This window comes from Nocardiopsis sp. NPDC006139, assembly GCF_040614155.1.
GTDB classification, from domain to species: domain Bacteria; phylum Actinomycetota; class Actinomycetes; order Streptosporangiales; family Streptosporangiaceae; genus Nocardiopsis; species Nocardiopsis changdeensis.
Window position 1 is genome coordinate 237,321 of record NZ_JBEXTT010000008.1, and the last position, 18,934, is coordinate 256,254.

Here is an 18,934-nt window from a genome sequence, read left to right on the forward strand (position 1 = left end):
GGCTGCCGCGCGGCCCGGTGGACAACGCCCCCCGGGCCGCCGCGGGTCAGCCGTCGCGGAGCGCCTCGATGACGGCGCGCTCCACCGGGGTGGGGTGCTCGGCCTCGAGGTCGAGCTCCCCCACCGGGAGCAGCGGGGGCTGGGCCATGAAGCGCGGCACGGAGCCCCGGTGCGGCTGCGCGCTGTGCACGAGGAACGGGTGGCACAGGAACACGTCGCCCGCCTCTCCGGTGGCCAGTGCCTCCGGCCGCCCCTCACCGGCGGGGACCGCCTCGCCGCACAGGTCCATGAACTCGCGCCCCTCGTCGCCCGCGTCGGCCAGCAGCCGGGGCAGGTCCCGGTGCGAGCCCACGCGGATGCGCGTGGGTGCGTCGTCGGGGCCCACGTCGGAGAACAGGAAGAGCATCAGCAGCGCGCGCCCGCGCGAGCGGAGGTTGATCCGGGCCTCCCCCTGCTCTCCGGCGAACGAGGCGTCGAGGTGCCAGCCGGCGTCCCCGGGGTCCTCCTCGCTGGGAAAGCGCACGGGGAACGTGCCCAGCCCGCCGGGCCGCTGCCAGCGCCCCTCCCCCACCAGCGCGTCGAACGCCTCGAGCAGCGCGGGGGCGCACGCGGCCTCGCGGAACGGCGGGTCGTGGTAGCCGCCGAGCCGGATGACCGGCCGGGTCCAGGTGGCCGGGTCGCCGGGGTCGCAGTCCAGGTCGGCCCACAGCAGCTCCCTCCCCCGGTCGGCGAGTTCGCGGGGGAACGCGCCGCGCAGGGCGACGAACCCGTCCCGGACGAACGCCTCGACGTCGCGCTCGGACAGCATGTGCGGTCTCCTCTCACCACGGTCGCGGGGCGGCGTGCCCCGTCCGCAGGAAACGCTATGCGGTGCCCGGGCGGCGCGACCCGACAGTCGGCGTGCGCGTTCGGTCGGGTCCCGGCCGGGGCTCAGGGGGCGGTGCGCTCGCCCGGGGAGGCGGAGGCCAGGTCGCCGATCACCCGGCTGGGCTTGCCCGACACCGCCGAGGCCACCAGGCGGTCCACCCCGGGCAGGGCCGACAGCCGCAGGACCAGGCGGCGCAGCCGGAGGCGCAGCGCGGTGTCGGGGAGGAACCAGGAGGTCCCGGTGAGGGCCGCGCGCTGGCGCTCCTCCACCACGGGCCGCCACCGCGCCTCGTAGCGCTCCAGCCCCTCGCGCAGGGTGGGCGCCCCGGCGAGTTCCTCGGCCAGGACGAACGCACCGCCCACGCCCATCGAGGCGCCCTGGCCGGCGAGCAGCGACACCGCCTGGCAGGCGTCCCCGAGGAGCACCACCCGGCCCCGGGACCAGGAGTCCATCCGCACCTGGGCGACGTGGTCGTAGTAGACCTGCGCGGGCTCGGGGCACAGCTCCAGCGCCCGGGGCACCTCCCAGCCCAGGCCCGCGCAGGCCTCGCGCAGGGCCCGGCGGGGGTCCTCGGGCAGGGTGGTGTCCCGGGTCCGGTGCACGGTGAAGACGGCGACCTCGGCCCCCTCCAGGGCGTAGAACCCCATCTGGGCGCCGAGGCTGTCGGTGAGCAGGAAGCGCTGCCGGGTGCGGGCGTGCAGGGCGGCGTCCTCGAAGACGAAGGCCCCGGTGTGGAAGCCCAGGTGGTGCAGGTAGTCCTCCTCCGGGCCGAAGACCAGGCTCCGCACGGTGGAGTGGATGCCGTCGGCGCCGGCGAGCAGGTCGGCCTCCAGGACGCGGCCGTCGGACAGCCGCGCCGCGACGCCGTCGGGGCGCTCCTCCACACCCGTCAGGGCGGTGCCGTAGACCAGGTCCACGCCGGCCGGGAGGGACTCTCGCAGGGCCAGTTCCAGGTCGGGGCGCATGAGCGAGACGACGGAGCCGCCCAGGGCCTCCGCGAAGCGCTGGAATCCGACCGAGGCGCGGCGGCGGCCCCGCTCGTCGACCAGGACGGCCTCGGAGAAGTCGTGGCCGAGTTCGCGCAGGCGGGGCAGCAGGCCCATGATCCGGGCGGCGTCGTAGCCGGGGCCGAAGAAGTCGATCATGTAGCCCTGGGGGCGCGGGCCGGGGGCGCGTTCGACGACGGTGACCCGCCAGTCGTGGTGGGCCAGGCGCCGGGCCAGGGCCAGGCCGGCGATCCCGGCTCCGGCGATGACGGCGTGGGGTGTGCTCATCGTGACTCCTCAACGGCTCCGAGGAGGAGCCTGCGCAGAACGGGGACGACGGACTCGGCGGTCAGGGAGGGGTCCAGGGGGCGGTGCAGCATGAGCCCGTCCACGGCCGAGGCGAGAACGCGGGCGGTGGTGTCGGGGTCGGGGACGCCGGCGGCGCGCATCCAGTCGGCGAGCAGGTCGCGGAAGTCGGCCAGCAGGCGGGTGAGGGCCTGGTGCAGTTCCGCGTCGCGCCCGGCGGCGAGGTAGGTCTCGATGAAGAGGACCGAGGTGGGGTCGTCGCCGGAGTAGGCGTCCAGCTTGCCGAGCATCAGGTCGAGGCCCTCCCGGGCGGTGGTGCCGGGGAGGTGGGCGGCGCCTTCGAGGACGACGCCGGACATGGTGCGCAGGGCGGCCTCGTTGAGCAGGACGCGCAGGGAGGAGAAGTGGTAGTGGACCAGCCCGGGCCCCACCCCGGCCCGCTCGGCCAGGACCCGGGTGCTCACCCCCGCCCAGCCCCGCTCTGCGATGAGCTCCGCCGCGGCGGCCAGCAGGCGCTCCCGCACCTCCTGCGCTCGCTGTGTGGTCATGCGTCCTCCTGAACAGGTTTTGGGCGATCGCCTTGGACGAGTGCCCAAATCCGAGCATGCCACATGTCGGGGGCGCTCGTACACCCCTGCCGCTCGGCCGGACTCACCCCCAAGGCCCCGACCTCACGCCAGGCAGGCCCCTCACCCACATCCGGTCCCAGCCCACAAGCCCCCCGCATGCGCGGGGAGCAGCGCCCCAACCCTCGCGGGCAGCACCGGGCTCGGGGACCATCCCCGCATGCGCCGGGAGACAGGAGGCGACGCTCCCGGTCAGGGTGTACAGGCCGGGACCATCCCCGCGTGCGCGGGGAGCAGGCCCCGATGCGGTTGGCCAGGGTCTGCGGGTCGGGACCATCCCCGCGTGCGCGGGGAGCAGTGGGCGATGTAGGCCGCCAGCGCCTCCTTCACGGGACCATCCCCGCGTGCGCGGGGAGCAGAACGTCATGGGCCCGCTCCAGGACCCGGCGCTGGGACCATCCCCGCGTGCGCGGGGAGCAGCCGGAGCTCCACCCCACGATGCCGCCCCGGGGGGGACCATCCCCGCGTGCGCGGGGAGCAGGGGGCGCTGATGCGGTGGGACGCCGCCGCGCTGGGACCATCCCCGCGTGCGCGGGGAGCAGTCCTTCCCCGAGCGGGCGCCGGCCACCACCCGGGGACCATCCCCGCGTGCGCGGGGAGCAGCGACGCTCCGCGCTTCAGGATGCCGCCGGGGAGGGACCATCCCCGCGTGCGCGGGGAGCAGGTCCGCCCCCGCGTGCTGACTGGAGGAGTTCCGGGACCATCCCCGCGTGCGCGGGGAGCAGTGGCGCCCCCACCCCATCATCTTCCCCAGCTCGGGACCATCCCCGCGTGCGCGGGGAGCAGCGCCCCGGCCCCGGACCGCCCCAGGTCCGGGGCGGACCATCCCCGCGTGCGCGGGGAGCAGACTGGACGGTCATCGTCTCTCCTGTCGTCGGCGGGACCATCCCCGCGTGCGCGGGGAGCAGGCCAAGGAAGGCGAAATCCACGGGCTGGAGCTGGGACCATCCCCGCGTGCGCGGGGAGCAGCCAGCTCGCACCCCCTCAGGGGTGCGCCACCGGGGACCATCCCCGCGTGCGCGGGGAGCAGCACCTAGGCATCTTGATCTCGCGGCGGATCGCGGGACCATCCCCGCGTGCGCGGGGAGCAGGCGGTGTTACAGGTCAGCGGGTGTCCAAACCGGGGACCATCCCCGCGTGCGCGGGGAGCAGTGCCCGCCGTCGGCGCGTCTGGCGGTGACGTCGGGACCATCCCCGCGTGCGCGGGGAGCAGTCCAGCTGCTTCCGGCTGAGCGGGAGCGGGGTGGGACCATCCCCGCGTGCGCGGGGAGCAGGCCGTGGTCGGCCCCTCCGCGACCTCGACGCAGGGACCATCCCCGCGTGCGCGGGGAGCAGGCCCAGGCCGCCGGGGCGCCCCCGCGCGCTGTGGGACCATCCCCGCGTGCGCGGGGAGCAGGGGTGCCCTTACCACGGCAACGCCCAGTGGCGGGGACCATCCCCGCGTGCGCGGGGAGCAGTCATGGACCGCGGCCTCGTCGTGTGCGGCAACGGGACCATCCCCGCGTGCGCGGGGAGCAGAGTAAATGACCTGCGCGGATACCCCTGGGAACAGGCCGATTTTATGACTTTTCAAGAAACGGACAAAACGCCCGGCCTTGCTCGGTGGGCTCTCAGGGGTTTCTACCGGATGGATCGGGTCCGGGCAATGGGAGCCGTGGATCGGCAGGCGGCGGGCGGCACGGATCCCGGCGAACGCGGCGTCTGAAATCCGCCAGCACTCCTGCACCCCCTCGGGCGACAATCCGCTCATGACCGTTGGAGCACAGGGGATCCGTATCCGGCATCGCGGCCAAGAGCCGCAGGTCCACCCCACCGCCTACGTGGCCCCCACCGCCACGCTCGTCGGTGACGTCCGCGTGGGCCCCAGGGCCCGGGTGATGTACGGCGCGGTGCTCGACTCCGAGGGGTCCCGGATCGAGGTCGGGAAGGCTGCGGTGATCTGCGAGAACGCGGTGTTGCGCGCGTCCGCGGTCGCCAGTGACCAGCCGGTGCTCGTCCACGACCACGTCTTCGTGGGCCCGCACTCCACTCTGCTGGGCTGCGAGGTCGGCAGGTGCGCCTATGTGGCGACCGCGGCGACGGTCCTTCAGGGCGCCCGGTTGGGGGCCGGCGCGGTCGTCGCCGTGGGCGCACTCGTCCATGCGCGCGCGGTGGTGCCGGACGAGTTCTTCGTGCCGCCGAACACCGTGGCGCTCGACGCGCCGCTGCGGCTGCTGGCCCCGGGCGATCCGGAGCTGGCGGAGGCCATCGGGAGGGTGGGCTTCGCGAAGGCGGCGTTCGGCGTCGACGCGGAGTGGACCGACCGGATCAGCCGGTACGAGCGCATCGCGGAGGTGCGCGTCGCCGAGTTCGGCACGCACGCGGACGACGAGGTCCTGAACCCCGACTAGTGCCGCGTTCCTCCCCCTGTGCCGTGGTGAAGCGATGCGCTGCCCGGGTACCCCTCCGGCCGTGCGGTCTTCTCCGTCTGTGGTGTTCCTGGTGGCGATGGGTTGAGCCACGGGAACGCATCTGCCCGCCGGGCCCGTCCGCGCCGTGGTGGCACGGCCCCCGCCGTGCGCCGCTCCCCGAACACCGCCGGTCACGCGGTGCCCGCATCGGGCCGACCACCGACGGCGCGCACCCTCGGGGTGGGTAGCGCCCGGCCGGTTCGCGGTCGCCCGTGCGTCCTCACCGGCAGGGGCCGAGACCTGGTTCACCGAGATCGCCGCCTGTCACCGCATGCAGAAGGTTCGGGAGTCGTGTCCGCTACCCCAGCTCCGTGTGCGCGGAGAGCATTCACGAACGACCTTCTGGCACATTTATCCGGGTTCTTGTCGTATGTCCGAGAGACAGTCAAGGCGCCCTCCCTCCCCTGCATTTTGGAGTCCCCCATGATGGGTACCTCGCACGCCGCGACCGGCCTGCTCGCCGGAGCCGCCGTCGCGGTCGCCGTCCAGACCGATCCGTTCACCGCCCTGTGGTGCGCCCTCATCGGCGGCGGCGCGGCGCTGCTCCCGGACCTGGACGAGCCCGGGTCCACGGTCGGCCGGTCACTGGGGCGGGTGACGGAGCTGGCATCCCGCAAACTCCGGGACGCCTCCAAGGCCGTGTACCGCAGGACCGCCACCGACGTGGAGCGGCGACATCCGCAGGAGGGTGGGCACCGGTACCTCACCCACACCGTGCCGGCGTGTGCGGTGTTCGGGCTGGTCGCTCTGCTGGTGTCGCTGGTGCCGTTGGGTGCGGGCCTGGTGGTGTTCGCGATGGTCGCCCTCGGACTGGGGACGGTGCTGCGGCCGATGAAGAAGCTGGGCTCGCTGAAGAAGCGCAAGCACACGACGCTGTGGATCGCCGGAGGACTGGCGGTGGCGGCGATGCTGGGGTACGAGCAGACACCGGCGTGGTGGTTGATCGGTTCGGTGGTGTTCGCGGGCGCTCTGGTGCACGTCCTCGGAGACTGGCTCACGAGGTCAGGGGTCCCGCTGGCGTGGCCGTTCGTGGTGAACGGGAAACGGTGGTGGATGTTCCGCAGCCCGGTGGCGTTCCACACGGGGAAGTCGCCGGTGGAGGTGGGGATCCGGGTGGTGTCGGTGATCGCGGCACCGGTGACGGTGCTGCTGGGGTCGCCGGTGCCGCCGGTGTGATCGGGGCGGTCTCCCTGTGGCTGACAGGCTGACAGGACCAAAGGCCATCCCCGCATGCGCGGGGAGCACTGCTCCGGGGTAGCGTCGTCGGCCGACTCGCCGGGAGCATCCCCGCGTGCGCGGAGAGCACGACAAGACCGCGAACGCCGGGATCCGCCTGGAGAGACCATCCCCGCGTGCGCGGGGGGCACACCACCGGGAAGTGGATGGAGATCACCACCGCGGGACCATCCCCGCGTGCGCGGGGAGCACCTCGCAGGAACAGCTCCTGCTCGGGGAGGCGGTGGCCGTGCGGGGACCATCCCCGCGTGCGCGGGGAGCACGACGTAAGCGTCCGGGGCGGTGAGCGTGGACCGGGACCATCCCCGCGTGCGCGGGGAGCACGTGGGGACCCCGGCGCCTCCGTCCCACTCCCAGGGACCATCCCCGCGTGCGCGGGGAGCACGGCAGCGCCTACGCGGACAAGAAGCGCCCGAAGGGACCATCCCCGCGTGCGCGGGGAGCACATGGCACTCTGACCAGCGAAAACGTACCTCAAGGGACCATCCCCGCGTGCGCGGGGAGCACCCGATCGCGCGCAGCCACCAGGCGTCGACCTGGGGACCATCCCCGCGTGCGCGGGGAGCACGTGGCCGATGTTGATGGGGCGAGCAGTGCCGTGGGACCATCCCCGCGTGCGCGGGGAGCACGCCGGCGCCCGCCGCACTCGGTCCGGCCGGTGGGGACCATCCCCGCGTGCGCGGGGAGCACACACCCCGCAGGCTGAGGACCACGCCAAGATCGGGACCATCCCCGCGTGCGCGGGGAGCACCCTGTCCCGCTGACCCCCTGGGGGCGCCCCGGCGGACCATCCCCGCGTGCGCGGGGAGCACCCCTGCGCAGGCACCCGGGCACGAGCCTGTGGGGGACCATCCCCGCGTGCGCGGGGAGCACGTGATGGCGCAACGGTGGATCGACCGGGAGCCGGGACCATCCCCGCGTGCGCGGGGAGCACACCTGCTCGGCCTCTTCCTCGTTGAGGAAATCGGGACCATCCCCGCGTGCGCGGGGAGCACGCGGAGCCGGTGGACCAGCTGTGCCGGGGTGGGGGACCATCCCCGCGTGCGCGGGGAGCACTGGAGCGCCTACACGAACAAGCGCTACTTGATGGGACCATCCCCGCGTGCGCGGGGAGCACTTTCCGACGTTTTGGCGGCGCTCCCGTGGGGGGGGACCATCCCCGCGTGCGCGGGGAGCACGTCGGGGCCGTGGCCAGCCTCGGGAGCGCGGCGGGACCATCCCCGCGTGCGCGGGGAGCACAGTAAATGACCTGGGCATATGCCACCGGGAACCGGCCGATTTTATGACTTTTCAAGAAACAGACAAAACACCCAAGCTTCGTTCTTAAGCTCCAAGGCTTTCTACCGGACTGAGCGCACCAAGGCAACGGGCACCCCCACAGTCACCGCGATCCCACCACGAACGCCACGACGGAGAAGCCCTTGTCGGGTTCCGGGGAACACAGAACGCCCCGCCCGCACAGGCGCGGGCGGGGCGCGCGGCTCCGGTCAGGCGGCCCACTCCTTCGGGGGACGGGGGCGCCTGGGCAGCGGCCTGGGCGGTCCGGTCGGCGGGCGGGGGCGCGGGATAGGATGCGTCACCGATCCTGCTTTCTTACACGTGGAACTGTGGATTTCGGGATTGAGGGCCCCGGGGAGCGTTGCCGCGCTCTCCTGGGCCCGTTTCGCGTTCGGGACGCGAAGTCCGTTCAGGCCGCAGTGGCCCAGAGGTTGTCGGTCAGGTCGTAGGCCAGGAAGAACCACACCTGGCGGTGGTCTGCGATGCCGTTGTCGCCCCAGGAGGTGGCCAGGGCATCGACCAGGGCGAGCCCTCGGCCCGATTCGGCTCCCACGTCCAGCCCGGCGGGGTCGGCAGTCAGGTGGTCGCGCTGCCCGTCCGGGGTGGTGCGCCCGTCCGGGTGCCCCTGGTCGGTGCAGGTCAGGCGCAGTCCCACACGGCTGCGCTCGCAGCGCAACGTGAAGGTGCCGAACGGCCGACCCGAGCGGGAGTGGGTGAGCGCGTTCGCGGCCAGCTCCGACCCGAGCAGGGTGAACAGGTACCGGTAGTCGGCGTCGCGTTCGGCGGCACTGGCGTCCAGGAACGCCCGCACCAGCGGCATCAGCTGCGGCGAGGACCCGAACTCGTAGGAGCGCACCTTGTAGTGCGCCCGGCGGGCGTGCGGGTTGAAGTAGTGCCGGCACCGCCGCGGCACCAGCTCCCCGAGGGGAAGGGTCACCTCCGGCAACGGCGGCATCGGCGGGGGTGAGGGAACGATTGCGAGCATGACAAAGACACTCCTTGGCATGGATGTGGCGAAGAACCTCGAACGGACCCGACCGGTGCGCCCATCCGCGCAGGGTGAACTTGCGCGTTCCACAGACGCGGGGGACGACCAGGGCATAGTCTGACCAGCAGGAACCCTCACCAACTCTCGGTGAAGACCTGATCACCAGCCACACACCAACATACTCTCAACTCCACCGGAGTCAACGGCAAACTAGAAAATTGAGAGTTTCGCTCTTAGGATCGTGCCATGACGAACGACCGCAGCCCCTCCCTCCGTCTACGCCGCCTGGCCGCCGAACTCCGACGAGCTCGCGAACAAGCTGGACTCACCGGATCCCAAGCAGCCAAACAACTCGGCTGGAGCGGCGGCAAGATCAGCAAGATCGAACAGACCGAGACCAAACGCATCACCAGCGGCGACCTCGACAAGATGATGGACCTTTACGGGATCACCGATCCTCGCAAGCGCGAGGCCATGCAGGCCTTGGCCAAGGACGCCAAAATAAGAGGTTGGTGGAGCAAGTACCGAGACATCTTCGGTGATCAGGCACTACCCGACTTCGAGGCCGAAGCCTCGGTCATACGCGCCTTCTCCACGCAGACCATCCCCGGACTTCTGCAAACCCCCGGCTACGCGGAAGCCATCTTCCAGGGAGGCCGGTACGTCAGCCCCGAGGAAGTGAACCGCCGCGTCGAGTTCCGCATGGCACGACGCGAGGTCCTGACCAAGTTCCGTCCCGTACAGCTACGCGCGGTCATCGACGAGGCAGCCCTGCGCCGCCAGATCGGAGACCGCGTAGTGATGAAGGAACAACTGGACCACCTTCTGCACATGGCTCAACTTCCGAACATCGACGTCCAAGTGCTGCCGTTCTCAGCAGGCGCCCATGCCGCCTTGGCAGCCCCATTCACTATCTTGGAGTTCGCAGAACCACTGGACACACCGATCGTCTACGTCGGAACCGTGACCAATGCACTGTTCATCGAAGAAGTCGATGAGGTCACCCAGTACAGTGCGACCTTCGGGGATGTTCAGGGAGCTGCCCTCAGCACCGCCCGGTCCGCCGCCTTCATCAAGGAGGTGACGGCAACCCTAGAGAGCCACACGTGACGAACCTCGTATTCCGCAAGAGCAGCTACAGCGGCCAAGACCAGGACTGCGTCGAGGTCGCGCACATCCCTGTGAACTTCCGGAAGAGCAGCCACAGCGGGCAAGGGCAGAACTGTGTCGAGGTCGCGGACCTGCCCTGCGGGGCGGCCGTCCGGGACTCCAAGCACCCCACCGCCGGGCACCTTCCCTTCCCCTCCCCCGAGTGGGCGGCCTTCCTCCGCTCCACGCTGTCTCAATAGTGGTCCCGCGGGCCGTGGTGCGCCCCTCCGGTCACCGGTGGGGCACACCACGGCCGACCCCGACCTCCCTCACGGTCCTTCGAACCGCAGGTCCTCGATCGCCGACAGGTCGATGCCGTAGCGGGTGTACAGCTTGACGGTGTTCTCCCCCGTCAATTCCTCCTCCGCGTACCCCAGCAGCGCAGCCACCCGCACCACCTCTCCGCGGCTGTCGGCCTCGATCTCCAGGTACGTAGGGATCCGGGGCCAGCTGTCGATCTCCAGCCGCGCCCCCTCCAGCACGAAACTGTGCCTGCGGTTCTCCTGGTAGGCCTTCGCCGTGTACCCCAGCTTCCCCAGCAGCACGTTCGCCGTCTCGAAGTCCCCCACCTCGGTCTCGGTCTCCCGCGTGCCGTCGATGGCGTCGGAGACGATCTCCTTCACCGCGAGCGTCACCCGCTCCCCCGTGTCCCGCAGCCGCACCCACCGGGACACGTCCCCCTCCGGCGCGAGGTCGTACACGTAGCGCCGCTGGAGCACCTCCCCCAGGTCCGTTCCACCCTTGTCGAGGATGAGCCGGGCCACCCGTTCGGGGTCGACCTCCAGCACCCTGGCCTCGTACTCGACGTCCCCATCCGCGCTCAAGCGTCCGCCCCCTTGACCAGAGGCGCGTCCCACGTGAACTTGTGGAACCCCACGCTGTAGTACAGCCCGCGCGCCGACGGGTGCCCGGGCGCCCCCAGGCAGGCCACCGTCGCGTGCACGGCCCCCGCCCCCTTCGCCAGCCCCATCCCGTGCAGGAGCATCGCCCGCCCCAGCCCCAGGCGCCGGTAGTCCGGATGGGTCCCGACCGGCTCGAACTCGACGGTCCGGTTCACCTCGTCGAACCACATGATCCCCGAGGACGCCATCGTCCCGTCCGGCGCCTCCACCAGGACGTGCAGGTCACCGCGGTACGCGGCCGTCGCCCGCACGCCCTCGTACGCCTCGATCGAGTACCCGGAGGGACGCCACGCGTCCAGGTGGGCCTGGACGGCGGCCTCGGCCCCCGCCTCGTCCGCGGTGCGGAACCGGAAGCCGTCCGGCAGCTCCGGCCGTTCGATGTCGGTGAGGTCCCGCTGGTTGAACTGGGTCCAGGACCCCTCGTCCCCGAGCGCGTCCGGGTCGGTCCCGTACCCGTGCGCCGCCCACCGCTCCAGGGCGGCCCCGTCGAGGGCGCACGGCAGCACCGAGCGCTCCAGACCCGGCGCGGTCGCGTCGAACCAGTCGATCACCTCGTCCAGCAGCCCCGCGTGGTCGGGATGGACCTGGTGGGCCAGGTAGGCGCCGGTGACCTCCTTGACCGTCCCGTCGCTGAGCCGCGCCCGGCGCGGGAGCTGCGCCCACCCCCACGCCACCAGGTCGCCGTCGGAGAACCACAGCCGGCGCCGCCACTTGTCGGCGAAGGCCGCGTGCCCCCGGCCCCAGTTCCAGGCCAGTTCGCCGTAGGACGCGTCGCTGTTCACCAGTTCCGGGTGGGTGGCGGTGAGGCGCTGCGCCAACCCCTGCATGAGTTCCACGTCCGCGGCGGTCAAAAGTTCCGAGCTCGTCATGGTGCCCCACCGTGTCAGGGCACCGCTGAGCCGTCGACCGATTTTCCGCTCCCGCCCGCCGCGCCCGCCCTCTCCCGGCTCTCCCCGCTCCCCCGCCCGCGCCCGGCGCCTCCCGGCAGGGCCGACACGCCCGCCCCGCACGCCACTCCACCCGCCCACGCCCGGCCCCGGGTCACCCGTCCGACGAACCGCCGTGGACGGCCGCGTAGACGCGTTCGGCGTAGTCGTCCAGGGCGTCGGAGCAGGCGCGCAGGCGCTCGGCGGCGTCCCGGGCCTGCGGGAGCGCGAGGACGTCGCGCTTCTTGAGGTCGCGGAACCAGCGGCGCAGCCGCTCCAGGCTCTGCTCCTCTTCCTCCAGCTCCGCGAAGGTGAACTTCTCCTTCGCGATCTCCTTGGCGATCTCCTCCAGGAACCGGCCGCAGTCGGTGGCGTACTCGCCCCACTCGTCCACCCGCGCCGCCGTGAAGGCGTCCACGATGAACTCCCGCGCCGCCGCGTCGCGCGGCTCGACGTCGAACACCGCCACCCGCCCGCCGCCCTCGGCCGCCAGTTCCCCGGCCCGGGCCGCCGCCTCGCGGAAGACCTCCGCCGCCGGCAGCGCCCAGGTCCCCTGGGACACCGGCACGGCGCCCGCCCGCCGCAGCTCCCGCCACACCGCGACGCGGTGCCGGGACGGCCTGGCCGGCACCTGTACCACCGCGAGCATCCACCGCACCGCATCGTCCGTCACAGGCCCGACCGTAACACCCGGTGCCGCGGGCCGGGAGCCGGTGGGGCGGGAGCCGGTGGACCGGGATCCGCTCCCGGGCCTCCCGGGCCGTTCCGCTCCGAACCGGTCCGGGCGGTACTGGCACCACCCCCTTCCCCACCCCTCTTCAGGTTCTCAGTAACAGGTGTTACGTTCCCCTACGTGACGGCTTCCTCCTCCATGCGCCCCGTGGCCCCGCTCTACCTCGCCGGCTTCACCACCGCGTTCGGCGCCCACGGCGTCGCCGGCGTGCTCGGCGCCCAGAGCGACGACATCGGCCTGTCCCTGATCCACCTGGGCCTCATGCTCGCCCTCTACGACGTGGCCGAAGTGGTCCTCAAACCGCTCTTCGGCGCGCTCAGCGACCGGATCGGCCCCAAGCCCGTGATCGTCGGCGGCCTGGTCGCGTTCACCGCCGCGTCGCTGCTCGCGCTCGTCTCCCCCACCCCGCTGCTGCTCGGCCTGGCCCGGCTCGGGCAGGGCGCCGCCGCCTCGGCGTTCTCCCCCGCCTCCTCGGCCGCGGTCGCGCGCCTGGCCGGGCGGGAGCGGCTGGGCCGCTCCTTCGGCCGGTACGGCGCGTGGAAGAGCCTGGGCTACGTCCTGGGCCCGCTCATCGGCGTCGGCCTCGCCCACCTGTGGGGCATCGGATCGCTCTACCTGGCGCTGGGGCTGCTGTCCGCCGTCGCCGCCGTGTGGGTGCTGCTCGCCGTTCCCGCCCTGCCGGTCGTGCCCCGCCCCCGGTACACCGTCGCCGACCTGGTCCGGCAGACCACCGAACGCGGCTTCCTCGTCCCCACCCTGCTCCTCGCCACCACGACCGCGGTCCTGGGCGTCGCCGTCGGCTTCCTCCCCCTGCTGGCCGTCCGCCTGGAGCTGCACCCCCTGGCCGGGGCCGCGGCCGTCGCGCTGCTCGCGCTCACCTCGACCCTGGTCCAGCCGGCCGCCGGACGCCTGCGCGACGAAGACCGGGTGGGCACCCGCACGGGGGGCATGCTGGGCCTGTGGGCGGCCGCCGCCGCGCTCCTGCTGCTGGCGCTGCTCCCGAACGCGGTCACGCTGTTCGCCTGCGCCGCGGTGATCGGCCTGGCCGTCGGCACCGTCACCCCGCTGGCCTTCGCCCACCTGGCCGCCGTCACCCCCGAGGAGCGTATGGGCCGGACGATGGGCAACGCCGAACTCGGCCGCGAGCTGGGCGACGCGGGCGGTCCGCTGCTCGTCGGCGCGGTCGCCACCGCGTCCGGTCTGCCCGCGGCCCTCGCGACCCTGGCCGCGGTCGCCCTGGGCGGCGGGGTCCTGAGCCGGACCGCCCTGCGGTCCGCGCGAGAGCACGGAGGCCCCGGCGCCCCCGGCGGCCCTGGAGAACCCGGCGCCCCCGAGGGTCCCGGCGCCCCCGCAGACCCCGAAGACCCCGGGGAACCCGGGGAGGGCACGGGCGTCCGACCCGCGCCGTAGGCTGAACCCGCACGTGAGAAAGGGGATCGGCATGGCCGGGGAGACGCGGGGCGGGACGACGGTGGCCGAGGTGATGGCCGAGCTGGCCGCGCTGGAGGACCCCAGGGTCCGCCGGGTCAACGAGAAGCACGGCGACGACCACGGCGTGAACCTCACGAAGCTGCGCGCGGTCGCCAAGCGGCTGAAGACACAGCAGGACCTCGCGGTCGGACTGTGGGCGACCGGCGACACGGCGGCGCGCCTGCTGGCGCTGCTGGTCTGCCGCCCCAAGGCGTTCGGGCGCGAGGAGCTGGACACCATGCTGCGCGAGGCGCGCAGGCCCAAGGTGCAGGACTGGCTCGTCAACTACGTGGTCAAGAAGAGCCCGCACGCCGAGGAGCTGCGCCTGGCCTGGTTCGCCGACCCGGACCCGGTGGTCGCGAGCGCCGGGTGGGCGCTGACCACCGACCGCGTGGCGAAGCGGCCCGAGGGCCTGGACCTGGCCGGGCTGCTCGACACCGTCGAGGCGCGGATGAAGGACGCCCCCGACCGCCTGCAGTGGGCGATGAACGAGTGCCTGGCCCGGATCGGGATCGAGCACCCCGGGTACCGGGAGCGGGCGATCGGGATCGGGGAGCGCCTGCGGGTGCTGGAGGACTACCCCACTCCCCCCGGCTGCACGTCCCCGTTCGCGCCCGTCTGGATCCGGGAGGTGGTGCGCCGGCAGGAGGCGTAGGCCCCGCGCGCCGGATCGGACAACGAGGCCGAAAACTCCCCTACGATGTTCGGGCCGACTTCCCGAATCCCCCCGCATCCGCCAATCCCGGGAAGCGGCCGACACCGAGGAGATCGCTGATGGGCTACGCCATGCCCGGGCTGTGGGTCACCGAGCACACGGTCACCGTCCCCCTGGACTGGTCCGACCCCGGCGGGGAGCGGATCGAGCTCTTCGTCCGGGAGCTGGTCGCCCCCGAGCGCAAGGGGGACGACCTCCCCCTGCTCGCCTTCCTCCAGGGCGGACCCGGCGGGGCCAACCCCCGCCCGCTGGAGCCCTCCGGCTGGATCGGGGAGGCCGTCGGCGAGTACCGGATCGTCCTGGTCGACCAGCGCGGCACCGGGCGCAGCACGCCCCTGGACGCGCGGGCCGTCGCCGAACGCGGCGACGCCGCCGCCGGGGCCGACTACCTGTCCCGGTTCCGCGCCGACTCGATCGTGCGCGACATGGAGCACGTCCGGGAGTCCGTCTACGGCGGCAGGCGCTGGACCACCCTGGCCCAGAGCTACGGCGGCTGGCTGACCCTGGCCTACCTCTCCCACGCCCCCGAGGCCCTCAACGCCTGCTACATCTGCGGCGGCGTCCCCGGGGTCCCCGCCGACGTGGAGGAGGTGTACCGCCGGACCTTCACCCGGGTGGAGCGCAAGACCGCCGAGTACCGCCGCCGCTACCCGCAGGACGTGGAGGCCGTGGCGGCGATCGCCGACCACCTGGCCGCCGACGACGTGCGCCTGCCCGACGGCGACCGGCTCACCGTCCGCCGGTTCCAGACCCTGGGCATCGAGTTCGGCCGCAAGCCCGGGTTCGAGCGGATGCACTGGCTGGTGGAGAACGCGTTCATCCGCCCCGGCCGACTGTCCGACGGCTTCCTCCAGGAGGTGCTGGTGCGCACCTCCAGCGCCGCCGACCCGCTGTACTGGACCCTCCAGGAGGCGATCTACGCCGACCGCCCCGGCACCGCCACCGCCTGGGCTGCCCAGCGCGAGCGCGACCGGCGCCCGGTGTTCGCCGAGGACGCCCGGCCGCTGATGTTCACCGGCGAGATGGCCTTCCCGTGGATGTTCGAGGAGGTGCGGCTGCTGAAGGAGCTGCGCCCCGCGGTGGAGGAGCTGGCCCGGCGCACCGACTGGCCGCCGCTGTACGACGAGAAGCGCCTGGCCGCCAACGAGGTCCCCGTGGCGGCCGCCGTGTACTACGACGACCTGTACGTGGACGCCCACCTGCAGCTGGACACCCTGGAGGGGGTGGGGAACTCGTGGGCGTGGGTCACCAACGAGTTCGAGCACGACGGCATCCACTCCGGCCGGGTGTTCGGGCGGCTGCGGGAGTCGGTGCGCGACCGCGGGGGCGAGCCCCGCTGAGCGGCCCGGGGCCCCGGACGGCCGCGCGCCGCCGCTGACCGGCCGCGGCCCCGCCCCCGTGCGGGGGCGGGGCCGCCCGGGTTCAGCCCAGGTCGGCGGCGGTGGGGACGACCACCCCGTACAGGTCGCCGATGGTGGCCAGGGCGGCGGCGTGCAGCTGCGCGGCGGGCACCTCGGCCACCGGGGAGCGCAGCGTCCGGGTGGCGCAGGCGTCGGCGACGACGGTCGGCCGCAGCCCGTTGAGGAAGGCGCCCTCGGAGCTGAAGGTGACGCACATGTGCGTCATGAAGCCCGCGATGACGACGTTCCCGCCGCGGCCGGTGGCGTTGACGCGCTCCAGCAGGTCGGTGCCGACGAAGGCGTTCGGGGCGCCCTTGACGACGACCTGCTCGCCCTCGGCCGGTGCCACGCGCGGGTGGATCTCCCCGATCTCCTCTCGGATGTCGTAGGGGCTGCCCTCGCCGCCGTCGTGGACGACGTGGACGACCGGGGTCCCGGCCGCGCGCGCCCGGGCCAGCAGGTCGGCGGCGGCGTCCAGGGCCTCGTCCCAGCCCTCCAGTTCCATCACACCCCGGGTGTAGGTGTTCTGGTAGTCGATGAGGACCAGGGTCGCGTCGGCGAGCGCGGCCGGGGCCGGGTCCAGGCCGCTGATGTCGCGCAGGGTGGTGGAGGCCATCGGTGTCGTTCTTCCTTTCCGTGCCGTGCCGCGGGGTGCGGCGTCGGCGGTCCGCCCTCGTGGGGCGGTCACCGTCCACGCTAGGATCGGGACCCCGATGTCGGCAATGTCGTGCGAACCGCAGATTCGGACATGCGGGGCGGGCGCTCCGACCGGAGGGCGGGCCTGCGCGCGGGGCCATGGACGGGGACGAACAAAGGGGGGTGCCGTGGACGGGCGGCTCGTGGTGGTGATGCTCTTCGAGGGGGTCGACCTGCTGGACGTCACCGGCCCCGCGGAGGTGTTCTCGCTGCTGCGGCGGGAGATGGGCGGCCCCACCGGCTACGAGGTGGTGCTGGCCTCGCCGTCCCTGGACCCGGTCACCACCTCGGCGGGGGTGCGGGTGCTGCCCGACGCCACGTTCGACGACGTCGCCGGGCGGCGCATCGACACGCTGCTCGTGCCGGGCTCGGTCGAGACCGGGGAGGGCTCCGGGATCCGGGCGGTCGCCGACCCGGCGGTGGTGGACCAGGTGCGGCGGCTGGCCCCGCGCTCCCGGCGCATCGCCTCGGTGTGCGTGGGCGCGCACCTGCTGGCCGCCGCCGGGCTGCTGGAGGGCAGGCGCGCCACCACGCACTGGTCGACCGCCCGCCAGCTGGCCGCCGAGCACCCCGGGGTGGAGGTGGACGCCGACCCGATCTTCATCCGGGACGGGGACATCTGGACAGGGGCGGGGCTGAGCGCCTGCATCGACCTGTCCCTGGCACTGGTGGCCGAGGACTTCGGGCGCGAGCCCGCCCTGCGGGTGGCCCGGCAGCTGGTGGTGTACCTCAAGCGCCCCGGCGGGCAGAGCCAGTTCAGCGTGGCCCTGGACCCGGTGTCGACCACGCGCCGCATCGACGACCTGCGCCACCACATCGCCCGTAACCTGGCCGGGCCCCTCACCGTGCCCGACCTGGCGGCCCACGCCCATGTCAGCGAGCGGCAGCTCACCCGGATCTTCAAGAACGAGCTGGGGACCACCCCGGCCGCCTACATCGAGGCGGCCCGGGTGGAGGTGGCCCGCCAGCGGCTGGAGACCACCGACGACACCCTGGAGCGGGTCGCCTCGGCCTGCGGCTTCGCCAGCACCGACACGCTCACCCGCGCGTTCCGCCGCGTCCTCAACACGACCCCCGCCCGGTACCGGGAGCGTTTCCGCCTCTCCCCCGAGGCCGTGCGCTGACCCTGCCGTCCGGGGCGCTCGGGCACGGCAGCACGCATCCGCCCGGTACGGGCGGACGATCCGTGACCGCGGGCTGACCCCGCTCCCGGCACACTCCGGCGAGCGCGTGGACACCGCAGAACAACCTCCTCCCAGGGGCGGGCCGGCGCTCCACGGCCGCCGCACCCGTCTCACGAAGGCGGGGCGTGCGGCGGGAGCTCGGACGGTTCGGGCGGCCGGTAGTCGAGGCCGAGCGTGTCGACCAGGTCGCGGAGGGTCTCCTCGTAGATCGGACCGGGGTCGGAGTAGACGAAGTCGAGCTGGTTGAGCACCTCCATGCACAGCAGCCCGTAGAGCTTGATCCAGCAGGACAGGGCGACGTGGAGCGCCTCGATGGGCAGGTCGCGGCCCAGGGACTCGGCGTAGGCACGCAACTGCTCGCGTATGGAGGGGTCCAGGTCTTCGAGGGCGGGGACCGGGAAGCCCCGGCGCGCCCACAGTTCCTCGATCTGCTGGAGGAAGACCAGCTCGAAATCGCGGGCGGCCTGGTTGCGGGGGGTGTCGGGGCGGTGCCGGGCGGAGGCGGCGGCCGGGATGGGGCTGGCGAAGATCCATCCGAACTCGGCGGGGTGGGCGGTCGCCCAGTGGCGCATGGCGCGGCAGGTGGCCAGCAACCGGTCACCGGCCGCGTCGGCGGGCCGGGCGTCACGGGCGGTCCGCATGGCCGTGGTCAGCTCCCGGAGGAAACCGGCGGTCACGGCCGCGACCAGGTCGTCGTGTGAGGCGAAGTAGTGGTAGAGCGCGGGCCCGCTCATGCCGATCCGCCGGGCGACCGCGTTGATCGTCACCGCCGCGGGGCCCTGGTCGGTCAGCAACTCGCGGGCGGCCTGGTGGATCTCGGCGAGGGTGGCCTGGCGGAGCTTCTCGCGCCGGCGGGCGGTGGGGGCGGCCATGCGGGTCCTTCCTGAACGGTCTTGACAGTCTAATGCCTCTATGCTTCCTTAGAGGCTCTAAAAGATCTAGAGCCTCTAAGGAGATGGTCGTGAAACGGCTGTTGCCTGTCGCCCTGTTCGTACTGACGGCCGCGGTGTGGTGGGGGCTG

17 protein-coding genes and 2 CRISPR repeat arrays are annotated in these 18,934 nt (G+C 73.1%); of the genes, 8 read left to right on the forward strand and 9 right to left on the reverse strand.

Features of this window, described 5'->3' with window-relative positions; all coding sequences use genetic code 11:
* Positions 1–46: 46 nt before the first annotated feature.
* The 3 genes from ABZ249_RS13510 to ABZ249_RS13520 all read right to left on the reverse strand — a co-directional run bounded on the left by ABZ249_RS13510 (position 47) and on the right by ABZ249_RS13520 (position 2,708).
* Positions 47–808: a phytanoyl-CoA dioxygenase family protein gene (locus tag ABZ249_RS13510; protein ID WP_355261628.1), complete on the reverse strand. Its 762-nt coding sequence runs from the start codon at positions 806–808 to the stop codon at positions 47–49.
* A gap of 122 nt (positions 809–930) precedes the next feature.
* Positions 931–2,142 carry an FAD-dependent monooxygenase gene (locus ABZ249_RS13515; RefSeq protein ID WP_355261631.1) on the reverse strand — a complete coding sequence of 404 codons (1,212 nt, stop codon included), beginning with the start codon at positions 2,140–2,142 and terminating at the stop codon, positions 931–933.
* Positions 2,139–2,708 (reverse strand): TetR family transcriptional regulator, encoded by a 570-nt coding sequence (locus ABZ249_RS13520; RefSeq protein WP_355261634.1) that lies wholly within the window; start codon positions 2,706–2,708, stop codon positions 2,139–2,141. The genes ABZ249_RS13515 and ABZ249_RS13520 overlap by 4 nt, the downstream gene beginning before the upstream one ends.
* 224 nt (positions 2,709–2,932) lie before the next feature.
* A CRISPR array of direct repeats spans positions 2,933–4,304; the repeat unit is 29 nt; unit sequence GGGACCATCCCCGCGTGCGCGGGGAGCAG.
* A gap of 230 nt (positions 4,305–4,534) precedes the next feature.
* Between ABZ249_RS13520 and ABZ249_RS13525 the strand changes: the two genes are divergently transcribed.
* Together ABZ249_RS13525 and ABZ249_RS13530 are read left to right on the forward strand one after the other, a co-directional pair.
* The gene (locus tag ABZ249_RS13525) at positions 4,535–5,176 is read left to right on the forward strand and encodes an acyltransferase (RefSeq protein ID WP_355261637.1); all 642 of its coding nucleotides are present in this window, start codon (positions 4,535–4,537) and stop codon (positions 5,174–5,176) included.
* 483 nt (positions 5,177–5,659) lie between these two features.
* Positions 5,660–6,412, forward strand: a complete 753-nt coding sequence (locus ABZ249_RS13530) for a metal-dependent hydrolase (protein WP_355261640.1) — start codon at positions 5,660–5,662, stop codon at positions 6,410–6,412.
* Positions 6,413–6,452: 40 nt separating this feature from the next.
* A CRISPR array of direct repeats spans positions 6,453–7,711; the repeat unit is 29 nt; unit sequence GGGACCATCCCCGCGTGCGCGGGGAGCAC.
* A gap of 448 nt (positions 7,712–8,159) precedes the next feature.
* Here ABZ249_RS13530 and ABZ249_RS13535 read toward each other — a convergent pair.
* On the reverse strand, positions 8,160–8,735 hold the full coding sequence (locus tag ABZ249_RS13535) for an ATP-binding protein (protein ID WP_355261643.1): 576 nt from the start codon (positions 8,733–8,735) through the stop codon (positions 8,160–8,162).
* Between the two features lie 249 nt (positions 8,736–8,984).
* On the opposite strand from ABZ249_RS13535, the gene ABZ249_RS13540 reads away from it, so the two are divergent.
* Complete coding sequence (locus ABZ249_RS13540) at positions 8,985–9,848, forward strand: helix-turn-helix transcriptional regulator (protein ID WP_355261646.1); 864 nt, start codon at positions 8,985–8,987, stop codon at positions 9,846–9,848.
* Positions 9,845–10,087, forward strand: a complete 243-nt coding sequence (locus tag ABZ249_RS13545) for a DUF397 domain-containing protein (RefSeq protein ID WP_355261649.1) — start codon at positions 9,845–9,847, stop codon at positions 10,085–10,087. The genes ABZ249_RS13540 and ABZ249_RS13545 overlap by 4 nt, the downstream gene beginning before the upstream one ends.
* A gap of 69 nt (positions 10,088–10,156) precedes the next feature.
* Here ABZ249_RS13545 and ABZ249_RS13550 read toward each other — a convergent pair whose 3' ends face one another.
* From ABZ249_RS13550 to ABZ249_RS13560, 3 genes are all read right to left on the reverse strand, one after another.
* Entirely contained in the window at positions 10,157–10,711 is a 555-nt protein-coding gene (locus ABZ249_RS13550) for a CYTH domain-containing protein (RefSeq protein WP_355261652.1), read from the reverse strand.
* A complete protein-coding gene (locus ABZ249_RS13555) occupies positions 10,708–11,658 on the reverse strand; it encodes a GNAT family N-acetyltransferase (RefSeq protein WP_355261655.1) in 951 nt (316 codons plus the stop codon). The genes ABZ249_RS13550 and ABZ249_RS13555 overlap by 4 nt, the downstream gene beginning before the upstream one ends.
* Positions 11,659–11,830: 172 nt before the next feature.
* Positions 11,831–12,388, reverse strand: coding sequence for a Chromate resistance protein ChrB (locus tag ABZ249_RS13560; RefSeq protein ID WP_355261658.1), 558 nt, complete (start codon positions 12,386–12,388; stop codon positions 11,831–11,833).
* A 180-nt stretch (positions 12,389–12,568) separates the two neighbouring features.
* Between ABZ249_RS13560 and ABZ249_RS13565 the strand changes: the two genes are divergently transcribed.
* From ABZ249_RS13565 to ABZ249_RS13575, 3 genes are all read left to right on the forward strand, one after another.
* Positions 12,569–13,858, forward strand: a complete 1,290-nt coding sequence (locus ABZ249_RS13565; RefSeq protein ID WP_355261661.1) for an MFS transporter — start codon at positions 12,569–12,571, stop codon at positions 13,856–13,858.
* 31 nt (positions 13,859–13,889) lie between these two features.
* The gene (locus ABZ249_RS13570) at positions 13,890–14,573 is read left to right on the forward strand and encodes a DNA alkylation repair protein (protein WP_355261663.1); all 684 of its coding nucleotides are present in this window, start codon (positions 13,890–13,892) and stop codon (positions 14,571–14,573) included.
* Positions 14,574–14,692: 119 nt separating this feature from the next.
* On the forward strand, positions 14,693–15,973 hold the full coding sequence (locus ABZ249_RS13575; RefSeq protein ID WP_355261666.1) for an alpha/beta fold hydrolase: 1,281 nt from the start codon (positions 14,693–14,695) through the stop codon (positions 15,971–15,973).
* 82 nt (positions 15,974–16,055) lie between these two features.
* Here the strand turns inward: ABZ249_RS13575 and ABZ249_RS13580 are convergent, their stop codons facing one another.
* Positions 16,056–16,649 carry an isochorismatase family protein gene (locus tag ABZ249_RS13580; protein WP_355261669.1) on the reverse strand — a complete coding sequence of 198 codons (594 nt, stop codon included), beginning with the start codon at positions 16,647–16,649 and terminating at the stop codon, positions 16,056–16,058.
* Positions 16,650–16,881: 232 nt separating this feature from the next.
* On the opposite strand from ABZ249_RS13580, the gene ABZ249_RS13585 reads away from it, so the two are divergent.
* Entirely contained in the window at positions 16,882–17,853 is a 972-nt protein-coding gene (locus ABZ249_RS13585) for a DJ-1/PfpI family protein (RefSeq protein ID WP_220565735.1), read from the forward strand.
* A 170-nt stretch (positions 17,854–18,023) separates the two neighbouring features.
* Here the strand turns inward: ABZ249_RS13585 and ABZ249_RS13590 are convergent, their stop codons facing one another.
* A complete protein-coding gene (locus ABZ249_RS13590; RefSeq protein ID WP_355261672.1) occupies positions 18,024–18,785 on the reverse strand; it encodes a TetR/AcrR family transcriptional regulator in 762 nt (253 codons plus the stop codon).
* Between the last annotated feature and the right edge of the window lie 149 nt (positions 18,786–18,934).

Coding starts and splice junctions, on each gene's coding strand:
- ABZ249_RS13535 (WP_355261643.1), bottom strand. CDS start 8,735: ATGCTCGCAATCGTTCCCTCACCCCCGCCGATGCCGCCGTTGCCGGAG.
- ABZ249_RS13520 (WP_355261634.1), bottom strand. CDS start 2,708: ATGACCACACAGCGAGCGCAGGAGGTGCGGGAGCGCCTGCTGGCCGCC.
- ABZ249_RS13510 (WP_355261628.1), bottom strand. CDS start 808: ATGCTGTCCGAGCGCGACGTCGAGGCGTTCGTCCGGGACGGGTTCGTC.
- ABZ249_RS13540 (WP_355261646.1), top strand. CDS start 8,985: ATGACGAACGACCGCAGCCCCTCCCTCCGTCTACGCCGCCTGGCCGCC.
- ABZ249_RS13555 (WP_355261655.1), bottom strand. CDS start 11,658: ATGACGAGCTCGGAACTTTTGACCGCCGCGGACGTGGAACTCATGCAG.
- ABZ249_RS13570 (WP_355261663.1), top strand. CDS start 13,890: ATGGCCGGGGAGACGCGGGGCGGGACGACGGTGGCCGAGGTGATGGCC.
- ABZ249_RS13590 (WP_355261672.1), bottom strand. CDS start 18,785: ATGGCCGCCCCCACCGCCCGCCGGCGCGAGAAGCTCCGCCAGGCCACC.
- ABZ249_RS13530 (WP_355261640.1), top strand. CDS start 5,660: ATGATGGGTACCTCGCACGCCGCGACCGGCCTGCTCGCCGGAGCCGCC.
- ABZ249_RS13585 (WP_220565735.1), top strand. CDS start 16,882: ATGCTCTTCGAGGGGGTCGACCTGCTGGACGTCACCGGCCCCGCGGAG.
- ABZ249_RS13575 (WP_355261666.1), top strand. CDS start 14,693: ATGGGCTACGCCATGCCCGGGCTGTGGGTCACCGAGCACACGGTCACC.
- ABZ249_RS13525 (WP_355261637.1), top strand. CDS start 4,535: ATGACCGTTGGAGCACAGGGGATCCGTATCCGGCATCGCGGCCAAGAG.
- ABZ249_RS13580 (WP_355261669.1), bottom strand. CDS start 16,649: ATGGCCTCCACCACCCTGCGCGACATCAGCGGCCTGGACCCGGCCCCG.
- ABZ249_RS13515 (WP_355261631.1), bottom strand. CDS start 2,142: ATGAGCACACCCCACGCCGTCATCGCCGGAGCCGGGATCGCCGGCCTG.